The sequence below is a fragment of the Pseudomonadota bacterium genome (assembly GCA_036339585.1).
Classification (GTDB): Bacteria; Pseudomonadota; Alphaproteobacteria; order UBA8366; family UBA8366; genus UBA8366.
In genome coordinates this window covers 1-23,044 of record JAYZAS010000023.1, presented here as the reverse complement: position 1 = coordinate 23,044, position 23,044 = coordinate 1, and the positions used below count along the sequence as shown (strand labels likewise).

The following is a 23,044-nucleotide window of genomic DNA, read 5'->3' as shown; positions in this document are numbered from 1 at the left end:
GACCGGTATAGAGTTCTCAATTTATGGGTAATGATGTGGAAGATTGATGAAAGATTTTAGGAATAAAACAAGGGTATAACTGACGGAACTCTTGCGAGGGCAGGAGGTCGCTCAAAATTGTATCTTCACGATAGACTTCCACCGCTTGTTATTGCCAGCTTGATGCCTTTGTTTTGCCCAACAGACAGTACTACCGATACGTAGAATGAAACGATTATTCAAGAATCAAGTTATGGTGCGAATTCTGCTGGCGCCAATTTTCTTGACGCTGGGCTCTAAACGTCAAATCCATATTTTTCAAGTTTATTTTCATCGAGTTTAAGTCCAAGCCCTGGCCCCGTTGGAAGACTTATATATCCCTTACTGATATCGAGCTTAGTTGTGCAAACTGTGTCCGTTACTTTCAGAGGGCCTACGCACTCCAAGCCCGGTAAAACATTGTGGGATGATGCACCAAGCATGATTTCTGCTGTTGTACTCAGATCAAGGCCAAAGCCATGGCCAAGCACGATTGGTAACCCAGCAGCTTCGGCGGTAGCCATCATTTTAGCTGCAGGTAACATCCCGCCTGCCTGTTTGATCCCGAATTTTATATAGTCGGCACAATCGGCTTTTATCGCTCGTATTAAGCTAGCATGGTCGCTTATTGCCTCATCGGCCATAATTGGGATGCCACCTTCCCGCCTCACTTTTCTTAAACCGTCTAAATCATCTTTTGCCACCGGTTGCTCGAACAGCTGCATATCACAATTTTTCACTGCATCACAAAGTGCTAATGCCTGGTCTACGCTACACTGCTGATTGGCATCCATACGAAGTTTTATGTCAGACCCAACCGCATCGCGTACAGCCATCACTCGGGCACCATCCACATTTGCATCATTTCCGACTTTTATTTTCATAGACTTAAAGCCATCATTTTTCCATTTTAGGGCTTCGTTAGCTGCCTCATCAGGTGGTAACTCACCAACCCATGCGTTGAACAAAACGGTGTCCATGACTGCTCCACCCACATATTCATGAAATGCTATACCATGCCGTTGGCAGGCGAGTTCAATACAAGCTAATTCTACACCAGCAGCTGCACCTGGCTGCTGTGGAGCTATTTTAGAGCAAATATCATAAATTCGATTTACATTAGTGGGATCTTCACCGATGAGGGCAGGGGTTAGTTTGTCGCGAATGGCAACCGCAAGTTCAGCAGCCGTGTTCGGAGATTCAGCCCTCGTGGAGGGATCAATACTGTTTACTCCTATCGTCCCATCGCTATCTGTGACGCGTATAACAAGGCACTTGGTAATACTTTTCGATTGTCCGCCGCTAGTGAAGGTCCCCACAAGCGGCATTCCTATACCAAAAACTTCTATTTTTTTAATTGTTGTACCCATGTGGTGCATCCCCAGCAAAATTTATCTATGAGCTCGATAATGTAACTTATCAGTAACAGTTGAGTCTCATATTTTAATCATAATTCTATAATCGTTAAATTTATTAAAGCCTATTCCTGATGAGGTCGCTTGCATCCCTCCCCACACTATCAAGCGATATGGCCGTTCTTTTTGAGGGACTTTATGTCCTCTTTAGACACTCCTAGTTCATCAAGCACATCATCAGTATCCTCAGCAAATTCTGGTACCTGTCCCGACATTTGCGCTACCCCTCTGCCAATTGCTATCGGCAGGCGGGGCAACTTGGCGACAGTGCCGTCTGCAAATTCTGTTGCTGACATTCGGCCTCTCACATTCATTTGTGGGTCATTGAATAAATCACTTGGTGTTGCAACCGGTGCAGCGGGAATGGAATTATTAACAAGCATGGTCATTAATTCATCGTATTCAAATTTGATAAAAATTTCCTGCAAAATCATATAAAGTTCATCGTGATTTTCTCGACGCTTCTCATTTGTGTCGAACTCTTTAGTTTCCAACAAATCTGGGCGTTCATATAACTGGCAGAATGACTTCCATTGTTTGTCTGAAGTGACACCGATAAAGATTTCTTCTCCATTTTTAGTTTTGAAAACGTCATAGATACCCCAGCTGCGGGGCCGCACAGGCATTGGCTCGGCTTTTCTTTTCATCTGCACCTCTCCTGCCATGTGTTGCCCAACAAGATAGGCCGAGCTTTCATACAGCGAAGAGACAATCTTCTCGCCTTTGCCTGTCTGATTACGTTTGTGCAGAGCTGCAAGGATACCTACGGCGCCAAAAGTGCCGCCCATTATATCAATTACAGAGGAGCCAGCTCGTAACGGGTTGCCCGGTGGTCCGGTCATGTATGCGAGGCCGGTCGAGAATTGCACGAGTTCATCTAGTGCAGCCCATTTTTCATAAGGGCCGGGAAGGTATCCCTTGAGAGCACAAAAAATCAATCTAGGATTGACTTTTGAGACCTCTTCCCATCCGACATTTAGTTTTTCGGCTGTGCCAGGACCAAAATTTTCAATCATTACATCTGCTGTCTTGAGCAACTTATGCGCTATTGCTTTTCCTCCATCCGTCTTGAGGTCCAGCCCCACCGAACGTTTGGAACGATTGAAATAAACGAATGAGCCAGCGATATGTCCCTTAAGCTGCCGGGTTCTGTCTCCGGATGGCAAAGGCTCGATTTTAATGACATCAGCGCCGAGTTCTGACAACACTAATCCGCAACTAGGTCCCATAACAACATGGCAAAATTCGATAACGCGTATACCATTTAAAGGTAGCGATTGAGGGTCGATCTCTTTTGTTTTTCTGGCCATTATCATTATGTGTTTGCTTCAGGTTGGTGACAATTAAAGAATTTGGAATTAATACAAGTTCAAAGTGCGCCCAGAAAGCTTAAACTATGAAAAATATTGGCAACAGATATAAGAACCTCTATTCCGTCTTCTCAGTCATATACTTTTACAAATGAAATTCCTTAATGAGCTCATTTGCAGCAGAACTTTCGATGTTAAGCACACACTTTTCGACTTTTGCTCGTTGTTCCTCTGGCACAATATCTTCCAGCAAAGAATGGAATTTTGCAGCCATCGCTTTTTCCTTGTCGGGGTTATGACATGATCCAGAGGCATTGAGCAGATATTCACGATCATACTGATTTGTGCCGACGCCAGTTTCTACTTCAACCCATCCGCAGAAATTGGCAGGATATATATTATCCAATTCCGGGTCATGCTCTATTTCTATAGCCTGGGCAAAAGCTACATTTTTGGCATCAGAAAGTTTTTCCGGTGTAAATTCATTTGGAAGTGCATTGCCATATCTAAATCCTGCCGTAACACAGTATCGCATTGACATTTGCCCATTTAGGATTGTCCCCGGTTCGTAATCAAATCCACATTGAACGGTTAGAAGATGCGGTAATCCCATTCGGACTTTACGTCCATCATTGGATTCTACTAAATTTCCATAACGAGTCCGCAATATTTTTGCCGCGTCTACGTAGGCATGTGTTGAGCCGCAGCAGGAATAAGGTTTAAAGGAAGTACCCTCAAGCATCCAAGTTGTGCCGAGGTCTTCTACTAATTTAGCGGGTACCGCATGGTCTGAATGCGCCTTAAGAAACCCTCCGTTTTCAAATTCGAATATTGCTTTGCTTCCAGTATAGCCAAAGCCTGCCAATTCAGATGCAACAATACCCGCTCGTGCCGCATCGCCTGCATGAAACCTTTTGGTCATTGCGCCATCATATAACCATGCAAATAGACCACTGGATTGAGTTCCGGCTATTCCGTATGCCCAAGCAGTTTCTTCTACATTTAGGTTTAATAATTTTGCTGCGGCGGCAGCGGATCCAAAAGCACCAGTAATGCCGGTTATATGCCATCCACGTAACATTGTTGGGGCGGGGTCCATCGCGTAAGAGGTTCGGATCATTAGTTCATAGCCGGCAGCAATAGCAGTCACTATCTCTTCTCCAGAAGATCCTAGTTTTTCACCAACGGCTAAAGCCGCAGGAATGACAACAGCTCCCGGGTGGTGCTTGACGGGGTGATAATCGTCGAGTTCGAAAGCGTGTGCCGCCGTCCCATTCAAAAGGGCAGCATCGGATGCTCGCAATGACGGGCCATTATCGCCCCATACAGTTGCTTGCTTATTTCCTGATCCGTTATCTCGGGCCCATTTCTCAACTATGCCGGCCCACTCGGTCTTCCTCCCGTGGAGTGCACAGGCCACAGTATCGAGAACAAAATGGCGGATTGCGCGGCGAGAACTCTCCGGGATATCATTGTATGTGAGTTTGGAGAAAAATTCGGCTAATTGCATTGTTTCCCCGGATGATCGAACTTTCGCACTCATGTTAACACCTTTCAAAATAGTTGGCCCAACTTTAGTTATAAAGACAGGTTTCATCTTTTGTAAGAGATATCAATTCTTTCGTATGTTCTTGCTCGCTACAAAACTAAATCTTAATTCGTGCATTCCTACGCTTTACTGCCTGTGCAATTGCGGCAGCGGTAAGTAATGAGGATTTTTCATTTGCCGGAGTGACGGTGTTGGTGAGTTCGATATTCATTGTACCGCTTTCTGCTTCCATTTCTATGAAATGGGTACTTTGTGGGTATTTAGGGTCCGCCCAAAGCTCTACGGTTGTTCGTTCAAAGCCTATCCCAGCCATTGCGATTGTGGCAGCAACATTTAATTTTTCTTCAAAAATTTTAGCTCCTTCACCTGCAGTTCCTTTAAAAAACATCACAGGTTCAGACACCTTTGAAAGGTCCAACATTTCTACTGCTGGAGTTTTAGCCCACAATGAAGGTGCCTTTCTTGTTACGTATGTTATTTGTTTTATTCCGGAATGACGGGCGGCGCTGACAACATCTATACCGCCAACAGCACCAGCGGGTATCTCGATTGATGATTCACCTTCTTCTGCGGCGGCCATAAGTAAAAGACGTTCATTTTGATCAGCGAGAACTCCAACAGATATGGCTAACAGGTCAATACCGGCCTTCAAAATTGGTGGGCCATAGCTATGTAAAGCCGAGTGGCTGCCACACTCAATAACTAAATCCGGCTGTGTTGCTATTAGTGCTTCTGGACTCTCAACAACTTTAGTTTCGGGCAGGCATTTTTTTATTGCTCCGTCATGAGGTCGGCGGGTGGCAACAGCAACATACTCTATGTCATCATCTTCTGATAACATCTCAGCAACTGTTGATCCAATCCCACCGAAACCAATTTGACCTATTTTTAGAGGCCGTGACATTCAGCGGTATCTTTCTGCACCAGGGTCAGATAATTAAATTCGTCGCCGAGTATGACGGCGACTATACTTGAATAGGGGCGAATGTGAATTTTCAGCATATTTATATCCTTTTGGTCCTCTCATTAAATTAAGAGGACGGTCTTTGATCTCTGAAACATTGTGTAACTTACCTTAGAGAGTATAGAGTAAATTTTTTGGAGGATTCATGGCAAAATTAAAGATTTTTGGCACTTCGACATCTCCGCCAACACGAATAGCCAGAGTTGCAGGAATAGAATTTGGTCACGAGGTAGAGCTATGCCCTATGGCGTGGCGCGATACACCGGATGAATTATTCTCCCTGAATCCGGGGGGCAGGGTGCCTGTTTTAGTACATGAAGAAGTGACGCTTTGGGACTCTCGTCAGATTTGGTCTTACATTGAAACACTAGAAGACTCTAATGCCCATGAGTCTGTGCGTGTTATGCAGGGCCCGCACTACTGGCGTGAAGCAAATATTCTTACACTCATCTATGAAATGATGGGCGCAATGATGGTGGTGAGAGGAATGGAAGAGGACCCGCCTATTTCAGAACACCCCTATTTGTATCGAAGCTTGGATCGTTGGGGTCGTTGTTTAAAGGCGCTAGACGAGATGGCATCGCAAGGCTGGTTCGTAGAGCCAACCACATTTGGTCTTGCAGAAGCAGCAATGATTTGTGCCACCGATGCGCTGGTAGGTCGTGAGGTGATTGATATCAGTCAATACCCCCACCTGTCAGGAATTAGAATGCGCTATGAAACACGTCAATCATTGATCACAACGCTTGGTAAATATTTTCCAGATCAGCGAGGTGGGGTGGCTACAACGTAATGAGGAATTGTCAGCTATGCTTTTAAGGTCAGCACTTCTGGGTTGATGACATTAATTGGGTCCTCTCTCAAATACGCTTCAATTTGATTGAAAACATCGGTGAATTGAATTTCGTATTCATCTTTGGTCACATATCCGATATGGGGTGTACAAACAACATTAGGCATTTCGAATAAAGGGTGTGTCCGGGCTGGTTCTTCTTCATACACATCAAGTGCAGCCATTCCCGGACGACCTGCCTTCAATGCTGAGACCAATGCGCCGTCCTCGATAAGTCCAGAGCGACTTGTATTGACAATTAACGCGTTTGTTTTCATCAGAGCAAGATCTTCCGCGGTCACTATTCCACGTGTAGCCTCTTTGAGGCGCATGTGCAAAGACAGGATATCTGAGCGCATAAAAAAATCTTGTTTTGTTTTTGCGGTCTCTAGTCCATCGACCTCGGCCTGCTTTCGACTTTCTGGCCGTGCCCAAATTAACACATTCATCCGAAATGCTTTTGCATACTCGGCTACCGCTCTTGAGATACGGCCATATCCATAAAGACCTATTGTTTTGAAACCAAGCGAATGGCCCACCCCGGTCTGCCAATTCCCAGCCCTTAGAGATGCCATTTGGTTGGGAATATCTCGCATGGCGCATAATATCAAACCCCAGGTAAGTTCTGCGGTTGAGTGCGAGGGCATATCCATGTGAAGGTCGGAGGAGAGTAGAACCCCATTATCAGTACAGCTATTTACGTCGATATGAGGATACACGCTTCTCTGGCTGATAAATTTCAGTTTGGGCAGTTGGTCAAGTAGTTCTTTTCTGATGTGCGTTCGCTCACGGATCAATACTAGTATTTCCGTTTCCTTTAAACGGTCGGCCAAAGCTTGAGTATCCTGGACATGATCGTTCCAGATTGTTACTTCGTGGCCATCTAGTTTTGAAAAGCAGTCTAGGGTTCGAATAGTATCAAAATAATCGTCAAGGATTGTAATCTTCATTATAAAAACCCTTCAATTCCGTTTTTCAGCAACACTCTTGTTGGCCGCATACCAACAGCGAGCCTCAATATCCTCGGAGATGGTTATTAAAGCATCAAGCTCAATAGAGTGGGGATTTGCTTAGACTGTGTCAACATGGGCGTATGATTTGTTTTCTGGTGTGCCCATTGATAAAAACATTTTAGGGATTGCCAGCAAAGACGCAGTCACGAAGCCCGCAAAACAGAAAAAAGTTAGTAAAATACTTTTCCAATTTAAGATAGGCGCCCACATAAATCCTAACTCGAAGGCTTTAAACCTTAGTTGTCATAGATTAGGGCTTTTCGCTCTGGTTATTACGTCTTATTTTCTGACTTTCATACGAATTAAAGGTTTTCTCCGATAAGTTCCGTCAATATCCGCCCATTTCCAGCGTACCTTCTTATGACATGAAATGAAGGGATCATAAAAATAACCGACAGTTCATAGTAACTCGGCTTGGATCCGTTGTTTTATCAAATAAAAGGCATCGTTAAATGCTGTGCAAATCGCTTCATCATCCCCAGTTGCTTTTGCGGGATCAGGAATGCTCCAGTGAAGTTTTGAATAGTTTCCTGTAAATAATGGACAGGTCTCTGCTGCTGCAGAGTCACAGACTGTAATTACGTAATCGAAATGCTGCCCCTCAAACACATCCCAAGATTTGCTGTAAAATCCATCCACGCTCAGTCCGTGGCGTCTTAATGTTTGAAAAGATTTTTCATGTATCTCACCGGTCGGATTACTCCCCGCACTTACCGCTTGATAACGCCCCTCTGCGAGGGCGTTTATTAGTGCCTCCGCCATTATAGAACGGCATGAATTGCCCGTGCAAAGAACTAGCACACGTTTCATTCACAGCACTCATTTCCGGGTCGTCTTGCGGTATCGGAACAAGTATTTTCGCCCATGGCTGTGTCATTAAAATATTCTACATCCTTCATGTTACGATACACTTCCCATGCTATGCCGGCCGGATCCTGCACCCAGGTTTTATCCGACTTAGCGTAACAGCACGTAGTTTCACCGTCATTAAAGGTAGAGATGCCCGCTCGTTCCAGACGTTCGCGCAACCCATCCATCTCATCTTCTTCTTCAGCTTGCATCCCAAGATGATCTAGTCCGGTCTTCGCGCCGCGCGCGGATATTGCAAAATTAACTCGGGGGTCACTAAGCATCCATTTTGCATAGTCCTCTTTTTGTTTTGTTGGTTTTTTACCGAATAACTTGGAGTAAAAATCGGTAGATTTCTCCAAATCGTCCACCGAAATATGAATATGCATCCTTGCCATTTTCATCCTCACTTTTTAGGTTTTTAAAACGTTTAGTGTGACACGACTAATAACGTAGCACGGTCGCAAAAGAATTTTTCTATCCGCCATATGCTGTTTGAAAAAGAATTTATTCGATCCATATTTTCCACATTATCTCGCAGGTCTTAGAGCTCAATTAAGATTAAATTACTAACGTGGATTTGTTGCAGAATTGTTACTGTTCCAATATCTGAACACATGGCGATCATGCCTGGGACGGAAGTCAAATAAAAAAACCTCGTGCATCGAAGGCGAGGCAGAACAAAATGCACCATTGTAATAAAAATTTAACATTTTAGTAAGAATTTGCTGTTAGTTTGTATTTGAACCACAGAAAACTAGGGCGGATTTTTAAAAGTGTCGGCGGAATGTACGCTAAAAATGAATAGTGGGAAACGGGTTAGGGACGGCTTTATTGATAAAGAGCTGTCTTGGCTGGCATTTAATGAGCATGTTTTGGAAGAAGCCATCAATACAAGTAACCCACTCCTCAAGAGGCTTGGATTTTATCTATTTCTGCCAGTAATATTGATGAATTTTTTATGGTGTGTCTTCATCTCGATCAACTTGACAGCGCACAAGATGGAAACGGGTGGTGATTAACGCTCCCGGCCAACTCACCGATCAAACTCTGGACGAGTGCGCGAGTTTCGTAACTGCGGGCCGAAATCGGGCCGCGGCTGATAAGGGGCACGGGTTTTGAGCCGCCCGTTTCACTGTCCTACCCGTATTCATTCGGGTTCCTCCTTTGAAACCGCTGTCGCCGGGTTGTTAGCGGATCGTAAATGGCTATTGGTCACAAGTGAGGGTTGGTCAAAACGCGGGGCGATTGAAGTCTTAACCGCGGCGGCCGGACAGCCGGTTGCGACTATCGCTTCTGTTCCCGCTAACCCGCGCATTTCCGATATTAAAAAATTTTCTGCCGGCATGCCGAGTGTAGATGTTGCTGTTGCTCTTGGTGGCGGGAGCGTTATCGATGCAACCAAAGGGATTGTCTCGCTGACTGCACTCGGAAAAGATATTACTCCGCTTTTTGCGCATCTGAAAAACGGCCTGGAGTTGTCAAATACATTTGCGCCAATCCCGATTATTGCGGTTCCCACGACATCGGGAACTGGGTCAGAGGTCACGCGCTGGGGAACGATTTGGGGTGATGAAAACGAAAAGTTTTCGCTCCATAATCCTGCCCTATATCCAAGTGACGCTGTAATAGACCCGGCGTTGTGCACATCCATGCCACATGATGTGACGCTTTCAAGCGGTTTGGACGCGTTGTCCCATGCTATGGAAGCCGTTTGGAATCAAAACAATACACCGTTGTCTGATCATTTTGCTAACGTGGCAATTTCAATATTGCGTGAGAATTTGGATCTGGTTCAATCCGATCCGCAAAGGGTTGAGACCCGCAGGCGCTTGCAGATGGCCGCGTTATTCGCCGGATACGCAATGGGCACGACCCAAACGGCATTAGCGCATTCGATTTCTTATCCCTTTACTGCGCAGTTCGGTATGCCGCATGGATTTGCCTGTAGTTTCACATTGCCGGAAGTCGCCCGTTATAACTCCGCGGTTCACCCGGAACGCCTGGCACCAATAGCAGCAGGTTTGTCATGCGCGATTTCGGATATCCCCGGTGCTTTGGAATCGTGGTTTGATGAACTAAACCTTGGACACTATTTGGCAGGCTACGTATCGCCAGACGTGACAGACCAGTTCGGCGACAGTCTGATTACTCCGGCGCGTGCCGCCAATAACCTACGAGACGTAAACGGTAGAATAGCCCAAAGCTTGGCCCGTCGCAGTCTTGAGCGATTTTGTCCGAATTAAGTGAGAGTAGCTTGCCAAAACTGAGTGCGACAGAGCCGTATATTCACCCCGAATGTGAGATTACCAACACTCAATTTGGAAGGTATGTTGAAATTGGTAAAGGCACTCGCTTGTTAAATAGCATTATCGACGATTATTCTTATTGTGATCGCTACACCGATATTGCAAATGCAAACGTTGGTAAATTTGCAAATATTGCTAGTTTTGTTCGTATAGGGCCCACTGATCATCCGAAACATTTGGCTAGTCTTCACCATTTCCTTTAACGATCAGGTTGCAAGCTTTTCAAGTTGCCAACTCACCAGGTCTAATTTTGTTTTCACTAATAAATTTCGCCTAATGAATTCCAGTTCGACAAAAACCACATTATTTTTCGATGACTTTGGCTGTATTATGAAATCATTCTGGACAGCGAACTATCTTAAATGTACCTGCTGAGTCAATCCACGACATTGAACCTTCTTTACCATTTTTTAGTTTTTGTTTTAGTAAAATTACATTAGTAGGATGTTGTTCACTACCATCGGTGGAACACGAAAGATCGTAAAGCACGCCATCCATGCCTCTTATTTTTATCGGGTTTGTAAGGTCACACGATGCTTCGCAATATGATATCTTGTGACCTTTGAGTGGTAAGTAACGTGGCAGACAACCTTCTTCAAGGTTGTCTAAACAAAGACCATTCAGAGAATATGGGAATTCCCCCGCGCCCCAACTCGCCTTTACAAATCCAAATAGCACGGCAATCGTCAGGCAGAGTGTTGTGGCGCGTTTTTTCATTTTAATATTCTGCCTAATCAGACTGTATTTGTGTAGGTGAGGGATCGCTTCGCTAGTAGTCATGTTATTAGTATCCGCTCTACAAAAATTAGTTCCATTTTTTGCTAGAGGAGTTTGTACTATACATGCTGAATCTGTGATCTACTTTACACCAAGAAATGCAGTAACGTTAAGTCGATCAGTTTTACTCGGCTGAGGGGTGTAACTAACCTTTTGCGGTTGGCTGTATTTGCTGGTTTTCTTTTGGCAGCTTCATCGCAAAACAAACTGCTAGTATTCCACCTAGTCCTAAGGTTGCAAAAGCAGCTCCCCAAACGATAGTGGGGCTGCAGTTCGAGGCACTTAATATGTCTATCACCCACCCAACGGCGATGGGCGCTATTGCTGCAACAATGAATCCGAGTAAGGAACGCAACGCGAGCAGGTCACCAAGGGACGCAGGTTCTGCCACTTCGGCCAAAGCTGTCGAAAGAACCGGCGAGTCACCCAATGCAAAAAATGCGTATATGATCATTAAGCCTGCAACTATCGTGGCCGGTAATGTTACTGACCATCCAATGGTAAAAGAGAAAATCGCCCCGATTACAGCTGTGAATATTAAAATCTTGCGACGACCAATTCGATCAGAGAGTGTTCCCATGGTTGAAGCTGCGATTGCCCCACCTAAATGAAGCACCATAACAAATTGGGCACTCCATTGGGCAGCTTCTGCGGTATTAATTCCAGAAAGTAAAAAGCTGGCAGCGATCAAGGCTGGCCCCCAACTCCACATGCCGATCAATTCCCAATTATGGGCGCAATAACCAGCTAGAAGTATTTTTGTTGTGCGACTTTTAAGGGCTTCGCGAAAAATACCATAATCTTTAGATTTAACATGAATAACATTATCTAGACCATTGATGCTTATCAATAAAATTACCGCGCCGATCGTTGTGAGTGAACCCGTTACTAAAAATGCTAAACGCCAACTATCGATCCCTATCGCAATTCCCGTTAGGCTAATAGATGCAGCATACCCTATGGATGTGGAGGAGATTAGCCATCCAATCGCGCTTCCCAAATTTTGAGGGGGCACATTGTCTCGGAATAATGCTATTAAGGGAGTATACACGCCACCTTGGCTTAGTCCGATTAAAGAGTAGAGAGCTAACGTTGAGGTAAAATCCCTAGAAAAAACCCCGAACGCAGTGCTGATTATTGCGGTTGACATGGCTGAAATCTGTGCCGCTTTTTTTGCCCCAATAAGCCCACCTAAATAAGAAAAAAATGTTAGAGAAATAGCGTAGGCTACGAAAAAGCCGCTCACTATCGTTCCTACGCGGACCGCACCAATTTTCCAATCCTCAATTAGGAGAGGTATACAGCCCGCTACGACCATGAAGGGAAGGAATAAAAATACCCTTGCAATGAACACGGCAATGAGCTGGCTGCGACTTATCATAGTGGGGCTATAGGACGGTTATTAGGTATATAAATTTTACCAAAGTATAGTTCCTTAAATTCTCAATCCTCGGCCTTGTTATTCCCGCTGCTTCTTTACCATTTGAAAGTAGCGACCGAACAAAGGTAAACGAGCTTGTTGATTGCTAAAAGCGTAATAATTCATTTCTGAGGTTCAATAGGATTTCCTTCTATTGACGTTGATGTGCGACCGTCGGGCCCCACCGGTATATCGCCCATTAGAGTAGTACGATGGATTTCTCTCGGGAACTCCGAGTTAATTATATCTTTCGGTCCCATATGCAGCACTTGGCGATTGTCCCACATTGTGAGCGAATGATCAGTCCATTTAAAACGAACATTAAATTCAGGTCGTGCCACATGGGTCTTAAGCATAACCAATAAGGCTTCACTTTCGGTTGGTGTTAAATCTACGATACTTTCAATAAACGAGGGAGCGCAGTAAATTGCTTTTTCACCCGTTTCAGGATGGACACGTACTAACGGATGTTCGCTGATCAGAAGATTTTTCTGGAGTGTTTTCTTATATTCTTCAGACGTGTTTACTCCCGCATTTCCTCGATATCGATGTATCCCTCGAAGGCCGTCTAAAAATTCTTGCATGGTTTTGGAAAGCGCTTCGTATGCCGCTACCATGTCAGCAAACTGAGTGTCTCCTCCATAAGGTGGCATTTTATCTCCTCGCAATATTGAAATAGCAGGTGGATTTATCGCGGGGGTCACGTCTGCGTGCCAGCCAGACCAGGGAAACAGCAAATCAGCTCCCTTATAACGTTTATCGCGGCGGTCACGGTCGACCGTGTAGATCTCGGGCCAGCGATCGTCTTGGTGCCCATAAACAGCATGCGCCGGAGTGCATTCACCGAATTGCTTTGAAAAGGCTATGTGCTGATCGTGGTTCAGTTTTTGATCTCTGAAAAACAGAACTTTCCATTTTAAGAATGCATTACGTATTTCTTTTATTACTTCGCCTGACAGTGGGCTCGAAATATCGATCCCAGTGATCTCTGCACCTATGGTCATCGCTAGTGGCTTTATTCCAATTGAGTTAGGTGTATTGGATGTAACAACTTCAGCCTTTTCTATGGCCATAATAAGGGGTTCCTCTATGTTGATTTTGAAAGCAAATAGATAATTATCATACTAAAAAATTTTGTAACATAGGGAGTGTCTATGAGAGAGATTAATAGGACAATTAGATTATTTTTACCCTTAGAGATTTGGCGCTTCGCCGAATTGTGCTGCGGCTCTAGAGATTTAACGCGAGTTTTGAAACCAAAGCAAAAATGTCAAACTTTAGAGACTGCTGTTTGATGCAATTGAAAGGAGCTCACGCAATTCAGTGTTAGTGAGCATTTCAAAATTATTACCTAATTCAATGATTCGTTCGCGTGCGCTTTGATTGAGCCTTGTGTCAAGACAACTTCTGACTTTCTGTAGATGTTCCTCAACGCTCACAGGATCACCATTCCAACTTCCCTTAGGGCCACGGCACCGTGTCGTATGCTTTGTGCCGTCCTTCATTCTTACTTCTAAATCCACATACATATCCTGAAATTTTCCGGGAATAGTTTGCGACATACAGAGTTCGATTTTATCGAGCATTTTTTCCATATCAGGAGCGAAGCGGCGGCTATCTTCAAAAGTTGCCATATTAACGACACCGTCCAGGAGTGCTGCACAGCAAGTGTATTGAAAGCTAAATTTACCTGCTAACCCGCTCTCTGGATGAGATCGATCTATGTATCCCATTTCAGGACTGGTGAGCTTAACCTTATCAATCTTGTCTGAATCAACGACTTTTGGATGAAGCGCCAAGCCGGCACTGATTACAAAATGCGTCGCGTACTGGCTAGGAAACATCTTCAGTGCATAGCCGGGTTCTACTATGCGGAAGGGTGGTCCAAAATTTAAAAGTTCACTGCCATGAAACTCATCCTTGAAAAACATATCGATGTATCCGCGCTGAGCCTCTATCGCTTCAGGATTGGAGGTAAAACCACGTTGAGCCATCTGTGCTGCATCTAAGCCCATAGCTCCAGATAAACCGCAATGTGTCATTTTTGCCATGGTTCCAACATTGGCAAGTGATGTTCCGGCCCGAGAAACTGCCAGCCCAATCGCGTGTTGAAGCGTTTCCGCGTCAAGCCCGAGTATATGCGAAGCGGCAACTGCCGATGACAACGGTGCCGTAAGCCCAGGCGGATGCATTTTGAGTTTTCCGGGATCATATTGCCGTGATGCTTCGCGGATCCAGCCTTGGATCTCAATCCCCTTAATTAATGCCGTTAAAGCATCGAGGCCATTTACATCGGTGGTTTCTACTAAAGCTAGGACTGTCGGTAAATTAGTAGAAAGCGCGTGGTTAGCAGGTGCCCACATTGGCTCGTAATCTAAGACGTGCATTGATGATCCATTTATATACGCCGCATTTACTGGAGTTGTTTTGAAACCAAATCCAATCACAGACGACAAAGGTTTTGCTCCTTGTTCTCTGATATGATCTGCAAGGATCGAAGGGGCTGTTTCTTGGATTGTCCCAGCTATTGCTACTGAGATACCATCAAGTAGTAATTGTCTGGCTTTGATAATAGATGCCTCTGTAATATCTTTGGATGATATTGACGTAATGAGTTTGGAAAGTTTTTTGGTTAAATGCTTCATGGGACTGGTAAATATGTCTTGTCTGTCATTGTTTCGAAATGATCGTTTGTATGCTAAGGCCCTGCGGCCTGAGTAAACTCAGCTTTTAGTCTTTGAGATAATTGACAACATTTCGCAAAGATCTGTGTTTTCAAGGCACTCTAAATTGTAAGCCAGATCTACGACGCGATCAGTGTCACGATCGTTGAGACGGCAACCTAAACACATTCGCGCTTTCGCCTCGTGCTCTCCGGGTTCGAGAGGTTTACCATGCCATGATCCTCTAGGCCCATCGCATCGCGAGACAACAGTTGTGCCGTCTTCTAATAAAACTTCAAGATCGACTACCTCTTCTTCAAACCGTGCTGGCCGGTTGGGATCTTGAACAACTTTTACTTTCTCAAGCATCGCTTCCATATCAGGGGCAAAACGACGGCTATCTTCAAAAGTTGCCATATTAACGACACCGTCCAGGAGTGCTGCACAGCAAGTGTATTGAAAGCTAAATTTACCTGCTAATCCTTGGTGGGGTTTTGGCCGGTCGACGTATGTCATGACCGGAGTTGTTAACTTTATTTGTTTGATTTTTGAAACATCATCTATTTTTTTCCTGGCATCTAGAGCTGCTGTTATTGCAAAGTGGGTACCAAATTGGCTTGGAAACATCTTGATTGAGTAACCTGGGTCCACGAGACGGAATGGCGCCCCAAAATTTAACATTTTCTCATAGTCAAAGTTAGGCATATAGAGTTGGACGTATCCATTATCTACTTCAAAAATATCTGGATTTGCGGTGAATTTTTTGGATGCAAGTAACGCTGCATCTAGGCCAAGAGAGACTGCTAGGCCGCAATGTGTCATCTTAACCATTGTGCCTGCATTAGCATTTAAGGCACCGCACCGTGATGCGGCAATTCCGAAAGCGTGCCGCTGCGTTTCTGTGTCAAATTGAAGGATATGCCCTGCTGCTACGCACGAAGAAATAGGTCCAACTAGACCTGGCGGGTGATTTTTAACTTTTTTGGCATCAAAATCGCCTGAGCATTGTCGAAGCCACCCCTGTGTTTCAGTGCCTTTCACAAGCGCGGTAGCAGCTTCAAGGCCGTTAACTTCATGGGTTTCTATCAACGAAAGAATAGCCGGTAAATTTGTCGAAACTGCATGATTTGCCGGTGACCACATCGGCTCATAGTCAAGGACATGCATTGAGGCGCCATTGATATAAGCTGCATCTACTACATGAGTTTTAAAATCGAATCCAATAACCGATGCTTGCTCGCGGGACCCCTTGCTCCTGATATGATTGGCTAAAATCGCCGGTGGTGCTTCTTTGATTGAACCGGCTACGGCTACTGCAATACCGTCGAGAAAAAGTTGACGCGCTTTTTGTATTGCTTCGGTAGTCATAGCTGCAGAAGTAGTTTGGACTATTTTTTCACTAATTTTTTTTGTGAAACCTTCCATGAATTTTCCTCCCATTAAGCTTTGTGTATATGATCCCTAGTAAAGTTGAGAGGTCAATAGGGTGGGGGCGAAAGTGCAGGGTCCTAGTAATTTATGGCCGGGCTTGATCCTCCCTCAACTGCTATACATTGGCCTGTAATGATATCTGCAAGAGGAGAGCAAAAGAAAAGCACCGCTTTGGCTATGTCTTGCGGTAGTATCAATCTTCCCATGGGGATGCTTTTAATTTCCTCGCGCTCAATATCTGATAATTCCAAGCCTGCGTCTTTTGCCCTCCTTTCAAGTCCGGCGCGGAGCCGTTCAGTAACAGTTGGCCCGGGGTGAACACAATTTACAGTCACATTATATTTGCCAGCATAATCCGAAAACTGTTTTGTAAAATTTGAAACTCCAGCATTTGTAATTCCATTAGTCATACGAAGTGGTGCAGCTATTCGTGCTGTCATTCCACCTATGTTAACAATCCTTCCCCAACGTTGTTCCTTCATATAAGGAAGGACTTCACGGGCAGAACGGATATACGCCATTAGTTTCACATCGATGTGATTACGCCAGTGTTCATCGGTCTGCTCTTCGAACGGAGCCTGAAGGGAGGTCACTGCATTATTTACTAGTATGTCGATGCGGCCTGTAGCTTTCATGGCTGTCGATACAAAGTTCTTAATGTTATCCAATTCAGAGACATCGGCTATGATTGGCCACGCTTCGGAGCCGAGTGCCCTGATTTCGTCAGCAGTTTCTTCAAGTGTGCTTAAGGTGCGTCCGCATAAAGCTATGTTCGCCCCTTGCTCAGCTAAAATTAATGAAATTGCTTTGCCAATTCCGCGCCCCCCCCCAGTGACAAATGCCACCTTTTTTTCGAGCTCAAAATGCATCTCTCTCTCCCTCAGTTTTCAAAGCCTGGATAAAGAAGTATTTTTCCTATGTGCGCCGAACTCTCCATTAGCGTATGAGCCGCCGCCGCTTTTTCGAAAGAAAAGCGCTTGAAGACCTCAACTTTAATATCTCCAGTGCTAAATGCAGGCCAAATTTGTTCTTTTAAAGATCCACAGATGGCAGCTTTTTCGGCAACCGAACGAGGCCGCAAACGTGAGCCGGTTACTGTTAAATGCTTGGCATGTATCTGACCAAAGTCTGCCTCAACCACCCTGCCAGCACGAAGATTTACGAACACAAGCCGACCGTTTTTAGCAAGTATGTTTAATTCTTTTGGGATATATGGGCCACCAACAATGTCCAATATAACATCAACACCATTTCCGTCGGTGAAATCTGTTGCGATGGTCTCGAAATCTTCTTCAATATAATTTATTGCACGGTCTGCTCCAAACCGACGTATCGCATCACATTTTTCGGTTGTGCGTGCTGTTGCTAGAACTTTTGCACCTACAAATTTTGCGATCTGGATCGCGGTGTAGCCTATGCCACTCGTGCCTCCCTGGATCAGAACACATTCTCCTTTTTTGAGTGAACCTCTATCAATTAGGTTGGTATAAACTGTGCAAAAGGTTTCAGGCAAAGCGCCGGCATCCATAAGAGAAACCCCTGAGGGAATACTAAGGCACTGAAGTGCTGGGGCGCAGACATATTCTGCGTAGCCTCCACCCTTAATTAAAGCGCAAACTTCATCGCCCTCTTTAAGCGTCGTAACGTTTTGTCCAACAGCCAAAACAGTTCCAGAGGCTTCTAAACCAAGAATATTCCCGGTACCCGGCGGTAATGGATATTTGCCTTTGCGTTGTGTTAAATCTGCCCCATTAAGTCCGGCGCCAGCGATTTTTATTAAAACCTCTTCTTTGCCGCAGCTTGGAAGAGGGCACTCTCTTATCTCAAGTACTTCTGGACCACCAGGTTTTGAAACACTTACGTATCGCATTTTATTTGGAATATTCATTTTTATTTCCAATGTTCATACTTTTTACCTCGGTGCGATGTGCTATTAACGAATGCAATTGAAAAGGTATAGGTAATCATAGGTAAAAGATATGAAGGTTTCTGATATTGCTGACGCCTTAAAAGGAGAGCTTATCGGTAACGGTTCTCTGGAAATTTCTGATATTACTCATCCGATGGAAGCTAGAGGTAGAGGTGATTTAGCCATAGCTACCGATGAAGATATGTTGGATTTGCTGACCCATTCTAATGCTGCAGCTGCTATAGTTTCTGTTGATGCTGAGGTACCTGATGGAATACTAGAGGCCTTAATTAAAGTGCGACGAAGTAGAGTAGCGCTGGGGCTTTTAACAGAGATTTTTTCGAAACCATTACAAATCACTCGTGGCATCCACCCGAGCGCGATTGTGGATCCGTCGGCTAATATTGGTGTAAATCCTGCGATCGATCCTTTTGTTTACGTGGGTCCCGGAGCCTCTATCGGTGAAGGGTGTCAAATAATGTCGCATGTTACGATAGGTGCAGGGGCAAAGATTGGTTCCGGCGCTATTATTCATTCGGGTGTTAGGATCGGCGAACGAGTAAATATTGGTGATCGTGTTATTATCCAACAAAATGCGAGCATTGGATCGGATGGATTTAGCTTTGTTACACCTGAGGCCGGCAGCGTAGAGGAAACCAAGGGTGTGATTTCGAATAGCACGGTATGTGCGAAAAATGTCTCAATTTCCCGTATTAACTCATTGGCATCGGTAACTATAGGCTCCGACGCAGAGATCGGAGCATGTGCCGCTATAGACAGTGGTACGATTACCGACACCAAAATCGGCGACAATACCAAAATTGATAATCTAGTGCAGATTGGCCATAACGTCACTATTGGTGATCATTGTATGATTTGTGGTCAGGTTGGGGTTGCGGGTTCCGTGGTTATAGGCGATCGTGTGGTGCTTGCGGGACAGGTAGGCGTGAAAGACCATGTAAAAATTGGTGATGATGTTGTCGTTGGGGGAGGTTCTGGCGTAGCAACAGATATTCCAAATAAAACGGTTGTAATCGGATATCCTGCTATTCCAAAAGATGAGATGGCAGCTCAATATCTTAATGTTCGTCGGTTGGGAAGTGTGTTCAAAGATATTCGGCGTTTTAAAGCGAGACTTAAGGCGCTTGAATCCCAGACAGAAAAAGGCTAATTAGTCGCTCGCGTTATTCATGGGCCAAGGCCGATCGATGAAATTATTTTAGGTGAAAAAGAGTACGCTATGGCGAAGGTTGAAGAAGATATTTACGATATTGTTGCGGATAAGGCTGATGTAGATAGGGCTAGGCTCGTTCGCGACGCTCGGCTTGATGATCTTGAAATTGAGTCTTTGGACATAGTTGAAATAATTTTTGCGATTGAAGAAAAGTTCGAAATTCAAATTCCCTACAATGCTAATGATGCGGAGATGGAATTTGAAACGGTTGGCCAGGTGGTTGATGCAGTACAGAAAGTAATCGAAGAGCAAAGTTGATTTGGTTATACTTGGATGGCGTTTCTCGGCCCAAAACTTCTGGTTAAATAAATGATATGATCCTATAAGCGTCAGATTAGTTGTTAGTGCTGCTATTTTAGGAATCGCTGGTATGAATAGAGTGGTCATAACCGGATTGGGTGTCTTTTCCGGCGCCGGTAAATCCACGCAGGAATTCTGGCAAACAGTCAGCAATGGTCGTTGCGTGATAGGTCCTCTCGAAACAATTCCGACTGATGACTTGCAGATTAAGATCGGTGTTGAGATCAAGGATTTTGATCCAAAAGAGCATTTTCCAAAAAAACAGCTTGGCCTTCTGGACCGTTTCTCTCAGCTAGGGCTTATGGCTGCGCGTGAGGCAATTGCAGACTCCGGGCTTACTTTCGAAGGTGAAGATGGAGATAATACAGCCACTATAATTGGCTGTGGTGTTGGTGGCCAAGAGACAATAGACCAAGCGTACTATCACATATACAAGGAGGGTAGACGCGGTGTTCACCCGTTTACCATTCCTCGTCTTATGTTAAACGCTGCGTGCAGTCACATAACTATGGAGAATGGGATTACCGGGCCTGCATACGCTATAGCGAGCGCATGTTCTTCTGCAAATCACGCAATTGGACAGGCATTCCACATGGTCAGAAGTGGCTTGGTGGAACGCGCTGTAACCGGGGGAACGGAAGCTTGTATTGCGCTTGGAACCATGAGAGGTTGGGAGGCGATTAGGGTTATGACGCGGGATACGTGTAGGCCATTTTCGAAAACCCGGACCGGGATGACGTTGGGAGAAGGCGCGTCGATAATGACGCTTGAAACCCTTGATCATGCTAAGGCTAGGGGTGCTAATATTTATGCAGAAATCGTTGGCTTCGGAATGACCTCCGATGCTATGGATATCACAATGCCCAGTTTCGAAGGCGCGTCGAAGGCTATGAAGTTTGCGTTGAAGGACGGTGGACTTGATCCGACTGACATAGACTATGTAAATGCACACGGAACCGGCACAGCCGCAAATGACGTAACTGAGACAAAATCAATAAAACTGGCTCTTGGAGATGGTCATGCCCGCAAAGTTTCGATTTCCGCCAGTAAATCGATGTTTGGTCATGCGCTTGGGGCAGCCGGCGCAATGGAACTTGCGGTTACGACTTTGGCAATAAACAATGGAGTTGCTCCCCCTACAGCAAATTTTGAGGAGCCCGACCCGGCTTGCGACCTTGATTATATTCCAAATGAAGCACGTGATATGAAAATCAACGCAGCACTATCTAATTCGTTTGCATTCGGTGGATTAAATGCTGTTCTCGCAGTTAAAAAGTTTAACGGCTAATCACAAAATTCGCACGGTTTGATCTGGCATGGAGTTTTAAATGGCAAGCGGATTGCTGCTGAGCCGACGCCATTAGTTTTTTGTGGTTCGGTCTTTAATACTGCACGGGCCCGTAAAATAAAAAATGAAAATAATATAAATATTTTATAGGGTTTTATTAAGAAAAAAAATTAAAGCAGCATTAACACCGGGGAGGAGAACAATGGGAAAAGTTTTTGATCGCCGCGAAGAAGACATCGCTAATTTTGTTGGTTTAGAACACACGAATGTAAGGGTTCCAGATCAACGTTTAGCAACAATTTTTTACGTGGAGGGTCTGGGTTTCACGAGAGATCCATATATGATGCCGGGTGTTAAAAATATGTGGATGAACATTGGCAGAACCCAAATTCATTTGCCAACTGGTAAAGCTCAGGTAATACCCGGCTGCACAGGAATCGTTATCCCGGATATAAAGGCTCTGCAGTCACGGTTAAAAGCTGTAGAAAAGGAGCTCGAAGGAACCAAATATGAGTTTAAAATTGGGCGAAACCGAATTGATGTGACTTGTCCTTGGGGAAACAAATATAGCCTTTTTCCACCAAATAAAAATTTTGGCCGCATAACGCTCGGCATTAGATATGTAGAATTAAATTGCCGACCCGGCACCGTTGATGGCATAGCCAATTTTTATAATGTAGTAATGGGTGCAAATGCCGTTGTTCGTCGGGTAGGAGGTCTAGCGGCTCACGTACATGCGGGGCATCATCAATGGATAATTTTTCGCGAAACAAATGCTAAGATCCCTCCCTTCGATGGGCATCATATTCAAGTTTATCTGGCAAACTTTTCTGCGCCTTATGGAGCATTGAAGAAGGTCGATTTAATAAGCGAAGAAAGTAACCAATACCAATATCGGTTTAAATATATTGTAGATCTTAAAAACGGGAAAAAATTACACACTCTCGAACACGAAATACGTTCAATGACCCATCCGCTCTACAACCGACCAATGATTAATCGTAATCCTAACCAGCATAATAATAATTATGCAGCGGGATATTCGGATAGGGCATTCATGCTGGAGGGTGAAGAGCTGCGCTAATCTATGGAATCTTTCTTAGCAGTGGTGATTCAAGTCTGATTTCAATATAATACACGTTTTTGTTACGAAAAAAGTCTATGTTCAATTTTTTCTTGTCAATCAATCAGAGATTAAGCGGTTTTTTAACCGCTATATCATCCATGTTTCGTGCGGTCTGTTTCTGATAGCTCTAGAGAGGCCCACTTTGCTGCCTCGCGAACGATGTATGATGCATCGCTTAATCTTGGGATCACAGAGCTAAGCAACTCTCGATCACCGCTGTTTCCTATTGCAATCAATACATTACGAACGAATCTATCCCTTCCTATTCGTTTAATTGAGGTTTTGGAAAATAATTTCCTAAAGTCGTTATCACTTAGGCTTGCCAGCTTAGCAAGTTCTGGGCCCACAAGTTCTTCTCTGGGCAAAAAGGCGGGGTCTTTAGTCTTTCGTGCAAATTTATTCCAAGGGCAAACAGACAGACAATCGTCACAACCGTATATTCGATTGCCTATGGCCTTTCTAAATTCTTTTGGGATAGCGCCTTTATGCTCAATTGTAAGATAAGAAATGCAGCGGCGGGCGTCTAATTGGTGTGGCCCGGTAATGGCGCGTGTTGGGCAAATATCTATGCATTCATTACAACTGCCGCAGTGATTTTTCTCGGCTTGATCCGGTTCAATTTTCAAGGTTGTGTATA

The 23,044-nt window shown here is 44.6% G+C and carries 22 protein-coding genes and 1 pseudogene; 8 read left to right on the top strand and 15 right to left on the bottom strand.

What is annotated here, in order from left to right:
• Positions 1–275: 275 nt before the first annotated feature.
• The 4 genes from VX941_12495 to VX941_12480 form a co-directional block, all read right to left on the bottom strand.
• Complete coding sequence (locus VX941_12495; GenBank protein ID MEE2934224.1) at positions 276–1,388, bottom strand: mandelate racemase/muconate lactonizing enzyme family protein; 1,113 nt, start codon at positions 1,386–1,388, stop codon at positions 276–278.
• A gap of 149 nt (positions 1,389–1,537) precedes the next feature.
• Positions 1,538–2,749 carry a CaiB/BaiF CoA-transferase family protein gene (locus VX941_12490; protein ID MEE2934223.1) on the bottom strand — a complete coding sequence of 404 codons (1,212 nt, stop codon included), beginning with the start codon at positions 2,747–2,749 and terminating at the stop codon, positions 1,538–1,540.
• A gap of 139 nt (positions 2,750–2,888) precedes the next feature.
• A complete protein-coding gene (locus tag VX941_12485) occupies positions 2,889–4,286 on the bottom strand; it encodes an MmgE/PrpD family protein (protein MEE2934222.1) in 1,398 nt (465 codons plus the stop codon).
• Between the two features lie 103 nt (positions 4,287–4,389).
• Positions 4,390–5,196, bottom strand: coding sequence for an aspartate dehydrogenase (locus VX941_12480; GenBank protein MEE2934221.1), 807 nt, complete (start codon positions 5,194–5,196; stop codon positions 4,390–4,392).
• Between the two features lie 205 nt (positions 5,197–5,401).
• Here VX941_12480 and VX941_12475 point away from each other — a divergent pair, with 205 nt between their 5' ends.
• Entirely contained in the window at positions 5,402–6,049 is a 648-nt protein-coding gene (locus VX941_12475; GenBank protein ID MEE2934220.1) for a glutathione S-transferase family protein, read from the top strand.
• A 14-nt stretch (positions 6,050–6,063) separates the two neighbouring features.
• Here VX941_12475 and VX941_12470 read toward each other — a convergent pair whose 3' ends face one another.
• The 3 genes from VX941_12470 to VX941_12460 form a co-directional block, all read right to left on the bottom strand.
• Entirely contained in the window at positions 6,064–7,038 is a 975-nt protein-coding gene (locus VX941_12470) for a D-2-hydroxyacid dehydrogenase family protein (protein MEE2934219.1), read from the bottom strand.
• A 462-nt stretch (positions 7,039–7,500) separates the two neighbouring features.
• Complete coding sequence (locus VX941_12465) at positions 7,501–7,911, bottom strand: arsenate reductase ArsC (GenBank protein MEE2934218.1); 411 nt, start codon at positions 7,909–7,911, stop codon at positions 7,501–7,503.
• Complete coding sequence (locus tag VX941_12460; protein ID MEE2934217.1) at positions 7,908–8,348, bottom strand: ArsI/CadI family heavy metal resistance metalloenzyme; 441 nt, start codon at positions 8,346–8,348, stop codon at positions 7,908–7,910. The genes VX941_12465 and VX941_12460 overlap by 4 nt, the downstream gene beginning before the upstream one ends.
• 402 nt (positions 8,349–8,750) lie before the next feature.
• Between VX941_12460 and VX941_12455 the strand changes: the two genes are divergently transcribed.
• From VX941_12455 to VX941_12445, 3 genes and pseudogenes are all read left to right on the top strand, one after another.
• Positions 8,751–8,972 carry a hypothetical protein gene (locus VX941_12455; protein ID MEE2934216.1) on the top strand — a complete coding sequence of 74 codons (222 nt, stop codon included), beginning with the start codon at positions 8,751–8,753 and terminating at the stop codon, positions 8,970–8,972.
• A 96-nt stretch (positions 8,973–9,068) separates the two neighbouring features.
• The gene (locus tag VX941_12450) at positions 9,069–10,196 is read left to right on the top strand and encodes an iron-containing alcohol dehydrogenase (GenBank protein MEE2934215.1); all 1,128 of its coding nucleotides are present in this window, start codon (positions 9,069–9,071) and stop codon (positions 10,194–10,196) included.
• Positions 10,197–10,207: 11 nt separating this feature from the next.
• Positions 10,208–10,459, top strand: a pseudogene (locus VX941_12445) (chloramphenicol acetyltransferase).
• Between the two features lie 136 nt (positions 10,460–10,595).
• On the opposite strand, the gene VX941_12440 reads toward VX941_12445, so the two are convergent.
• The 7 genes from VX941_12440 to VX941_12410 all read right to left on the bottom strand — a co-directional run bounded on the left by VX941_12440 (position 10,596) and on the right by VX941_12410 (position 18,438).
• Complete coding sequence (locus VX941_12440) at positions 10,596–10,976, bottom strand: hypothetical protein (GenBank protein MEE2934214.1); 381 nt, start codon at positions 10,974–10,976, stop codon at positions 10,596–10,598.
• 205 nt (positions 10,977–11,181) lie between these two features.
• Positions 11,182–12,417 (bottom strand): MFS transporter, encoded by a 1,236-nt coding sequence (locus tag VX941_12435; GenBank protein MEE2934213.1) that lies wholly within the window; start codon positions 12,415–12,417, stop codon positions 11,182–11,184.
• A 161-nt stretch (positions 12,418–12,578) separates the two neighbouring features.
• Positions 12,579–13,529: a TauD/TfdA family dioxygenase gene (locus tag VX941_12430; protein ID MEE2934212.1), complete on the bottom strand. Its 951-nt coding sequence runs from the start codon at positions 13,527–13,529 to the stop codon at positions 12,579–12,581.
• A 204-nt stretch (positions 13,530–13,733) separates the two neighbouring features.
• On the bottom strand, positions 13,734–15,101 hold the full coding sequence (locus tag VX941_12425) for an MmgE/PrpD family protein (protein ID MEE2934211.1): 1,368 nt from the start codon (positions 15,099–15,101) through the stop codon (positions 13,734–13,736).
• 78 nt (positions 15,102–15,179) lie between these two features.
• On the bottom strand, positions 15,180–16,544 hold the full coding sequence (locus VX941_12420) for an MmgE/PrpD family protein (GenBank protein ID MEE2934210.1): 1,365 nt from the start codon (positions 16,542–16,544) through the stop codon (positions 15,180–15,182).
• Between the two features lie 83 nt (positions 16,545–16,627).
• Positions 16,628–17,419 (bottom strand): SDR family oxidoreductase, encoded by a 792-nt coding sequence (locus tag VX941_12415; GenBank protein MEE2934209.1) that lies wholly within the window; start codon positions 17,417–17,419, stop codon positions 16,628–16,630.
• A gap of 11 nt (positions 17,420–17,430) precedes the next feature.
• Positions 17,431–18,438, bottom strand: a complete 1,008-nt coding sequence (locus VX941_12410) for an NAD(P)H-quinone oxidoreductase (GenBank protein ID MEE2934208.1) — start codon at positions 18,436–18,438, stop codon at positions 17,431–17,433.
• A 91-nt stretch (positions 18,439–18,529) separates the two neighbouring features.
• Between VX941_12410 and lpxD the strand changes: the two genes are divergently transcribed.
• The 4 genes from lpxD (at position 18,530) to VX941_12390 (ending at position 22,365) form a co-directional block, all read left to right on the top strand.
• Entirely contained in the window at positions 18,530–19,630 is a 1,101-nt protein-coding gene (gene lpxD, locus VX941_12405; protein MEE2934207.1) for a UDP-3-O-(3-hydroxymyristoyl)glucosamine N-acyltransferase, read from the top strand.
• Between the two features lie 69 nt (positions 19,631–19,699).
• The gene (locus VX941_12400; GenBank protein MEE2934206.1) at positions 19,700–19,951 is read left to right on the top strand and encodes an acyl carrier protein; all 252 of its coding nucleotides are present in this window, start codon (positions 19,700–19,702) and stop codon (positions 19,949–19,951) included.
• A 112-nt stretch (positions 19,952–20,063) separates the two neighbouring features.
• Positions 20,064–21,281: a beta-ketoacyl-[acyl-carrier-protein] synthase family protein gene (locus VX941_12395; protein ID MEE2934205.1), complete on the top strand. Its 1,218-nt coding sequence runs from the start codon at positions 20,064–20,066 to the stop codon at positions 21,279–21,281.
• Between the two features lie 202 nt (positions 21,282–21,483).
• Positions 21,484–22,365 (top strand): hypothetical protein, encoded by an 882-nt coding sequence (locus VX941_12390; GenBank protein ID MEE2934204.1) that lies wholly within the window; start codon positions 21,484–21,486, stop codon positions 22,363–22,365.
• A 134-nt stretch (positions 22,366–22,499) separates the two neighbouring features.
• Here VX941_12390 and queG read toward each other — a convergent pair.
• Positions 22,500–23,044, bottom strand: a 545-nt coding sequence (queG, locus tag VX941_12385) for a tRNA epoxyqueuosine(34) reductase QueG (GenBank protein ID MEE2934203.1), incomplete at its 5' end; no start/stop codon positions are given.

What these genes read in the sequence shown, in the direction of transcription:
- VX941_12475 (MEE2934220.1), top strand. Translation starts at nt 5,402, where the DNA reads ATGGCAAAATTAAAGATTTTTGGCACTTCGACATCTCCGCCAACACGA.
- VX941_12400 (MEE2934206.1), top strand. Translation starts at nt 19,700, where the DNA reads ATGGCGAAGGTTGAAGAAGATATTTACGATATTGTTGCGGATAAGGCT.
- VX941_12410 (MEE2934208.1), bottom strand. Translation starts at nt 18,438, where the DNA reads ATGAATATTCCAAATAAAATGCGATACGTAAGTGTTTCAAAACCTGGT.
- VX941_12395 (MEE2934205.1), top strand. Translation starts at nt 20,064, where the DNA reads ATGAATAGAGTGGTCATAACCGGATTGGGTGTCTTTTCCGGCGCCGGT.
- VX941_12455 (MEE2934216.1), top strand. Translation starts at nt 8,751, where the DNA reads ATGAATAGTGGGAAACGGGTTAGGGACGGCTTTATTGATAAAGAGCTG.
- lpxD (MEE2934207.1), top strand. Translation starts at nt 18,530, where the DNA reads ATGAAGGTTTCTGATATTGCTGACGCCTTAAAAGGAGAGCTTATCGGT.
- VX941_12495 (MEE2934224.1), bottom strand. Translation starts at nt 1,388, where the DNA reads ATGGGTACAACAATTAAAAAAATAGAAGTTTTTGGTATAGGAATGCCG.
- VX941_12485 (MEE2934222.1), bottom strand. Translation starts at nt 4,286, where the DNA reads ATGAGTGCGAAAGTTCGATCATCCGGGGAAACAATGCAATTAGCCGAA.
- VX941_12390 (MEE2934204.1), top strand. Translation starts at nt 21,484, where the DNA reads ATGGGAAAAGTTTTTGATCGCCGCGAAGAAGACATCGCTAATTTTGTT.
- VX941_12435 (MEE2934213.1), bottom strand. Translation starts at nt 12,417, where the DNA reads ATGATAAGTCGCAGCCAGCTCATTGCCGTGTTCATTGCAAGGGTATTT.
- VX941_12460 (MEE2934217.1), bottom strand. Translation starts at nt 8,348, where the DNA reads ATGGCAAGGATGCATATTCATATTTCGGTGGACGATTTGGAGAAATCT.
- VX941_12480 (MEE2934221.1), bottom strand. Translation starts at nt 5,196, where the DNA reads ATGTCACGGCCTCTAAAAATAGGTCAAATTGGTTTCGGTGGGATTGGA.
- VX941_12440 (MEE2934214.1), bottom strand. Translation starts at nt 10,976, where the DNA reads ATGAAAAAACGCGCCACAACACTCTGCCTGACGATTGCCGTGCTATTT.
- VX941_12470 (MEE2934219.1), bottom strand. Translation starts at nt 7,038, where the DNA reads ATGAAGATTACAATCCTTGACGATTATTTTGATACTATTCGAACCCTA.
- VX941_12415 (MEE2934209.1), bottom strand. Translation starts at nt 17,419, where the DNA reads ATGCATTTTGAGCTCGAAAAAAAGGTGGCATTTGTCACTGGGGGGGGG.
- VX941_12430 (MEE2934212.1), bottom strand. Translation starts at nt 13,529, where the DNA reads ATGGCCATAGAAAAGGCTGAAGTTGTTACATCCAATACACCTAACTCA.
- VX941_12425 (MEE2934211.1), bottom strand. Translation starts at nt 15,101, where the DNA reads ATGAAGCATTTAACCAAAAAACTTTCCAAACTCATTACGTCAATATCA.
- VX941_12490 (MEE2934223.1), bottom strand. Translation starts at nt 2,749, where the DNA reads ATGATAATGGCCAGAAAAACAAAAGAGATCGACCCTCAATCGCTACCT.
- VX941_12420 (MEE2934210.1), bottom strand. Translation starts at nt 16,544, where the DNA reads ATGGAAGGTTTCACAAAAAAAATTAGTGAAAAAATAGTCCAAACTACT.
- VX941_12465 (MEE2934218.1), bottom strand. Translation starts at nt 7,911, where the DNA reads ATGAAACGTGTGCTAGTTCTTTGCACGGGCAATTCATGCCGTTCTATA.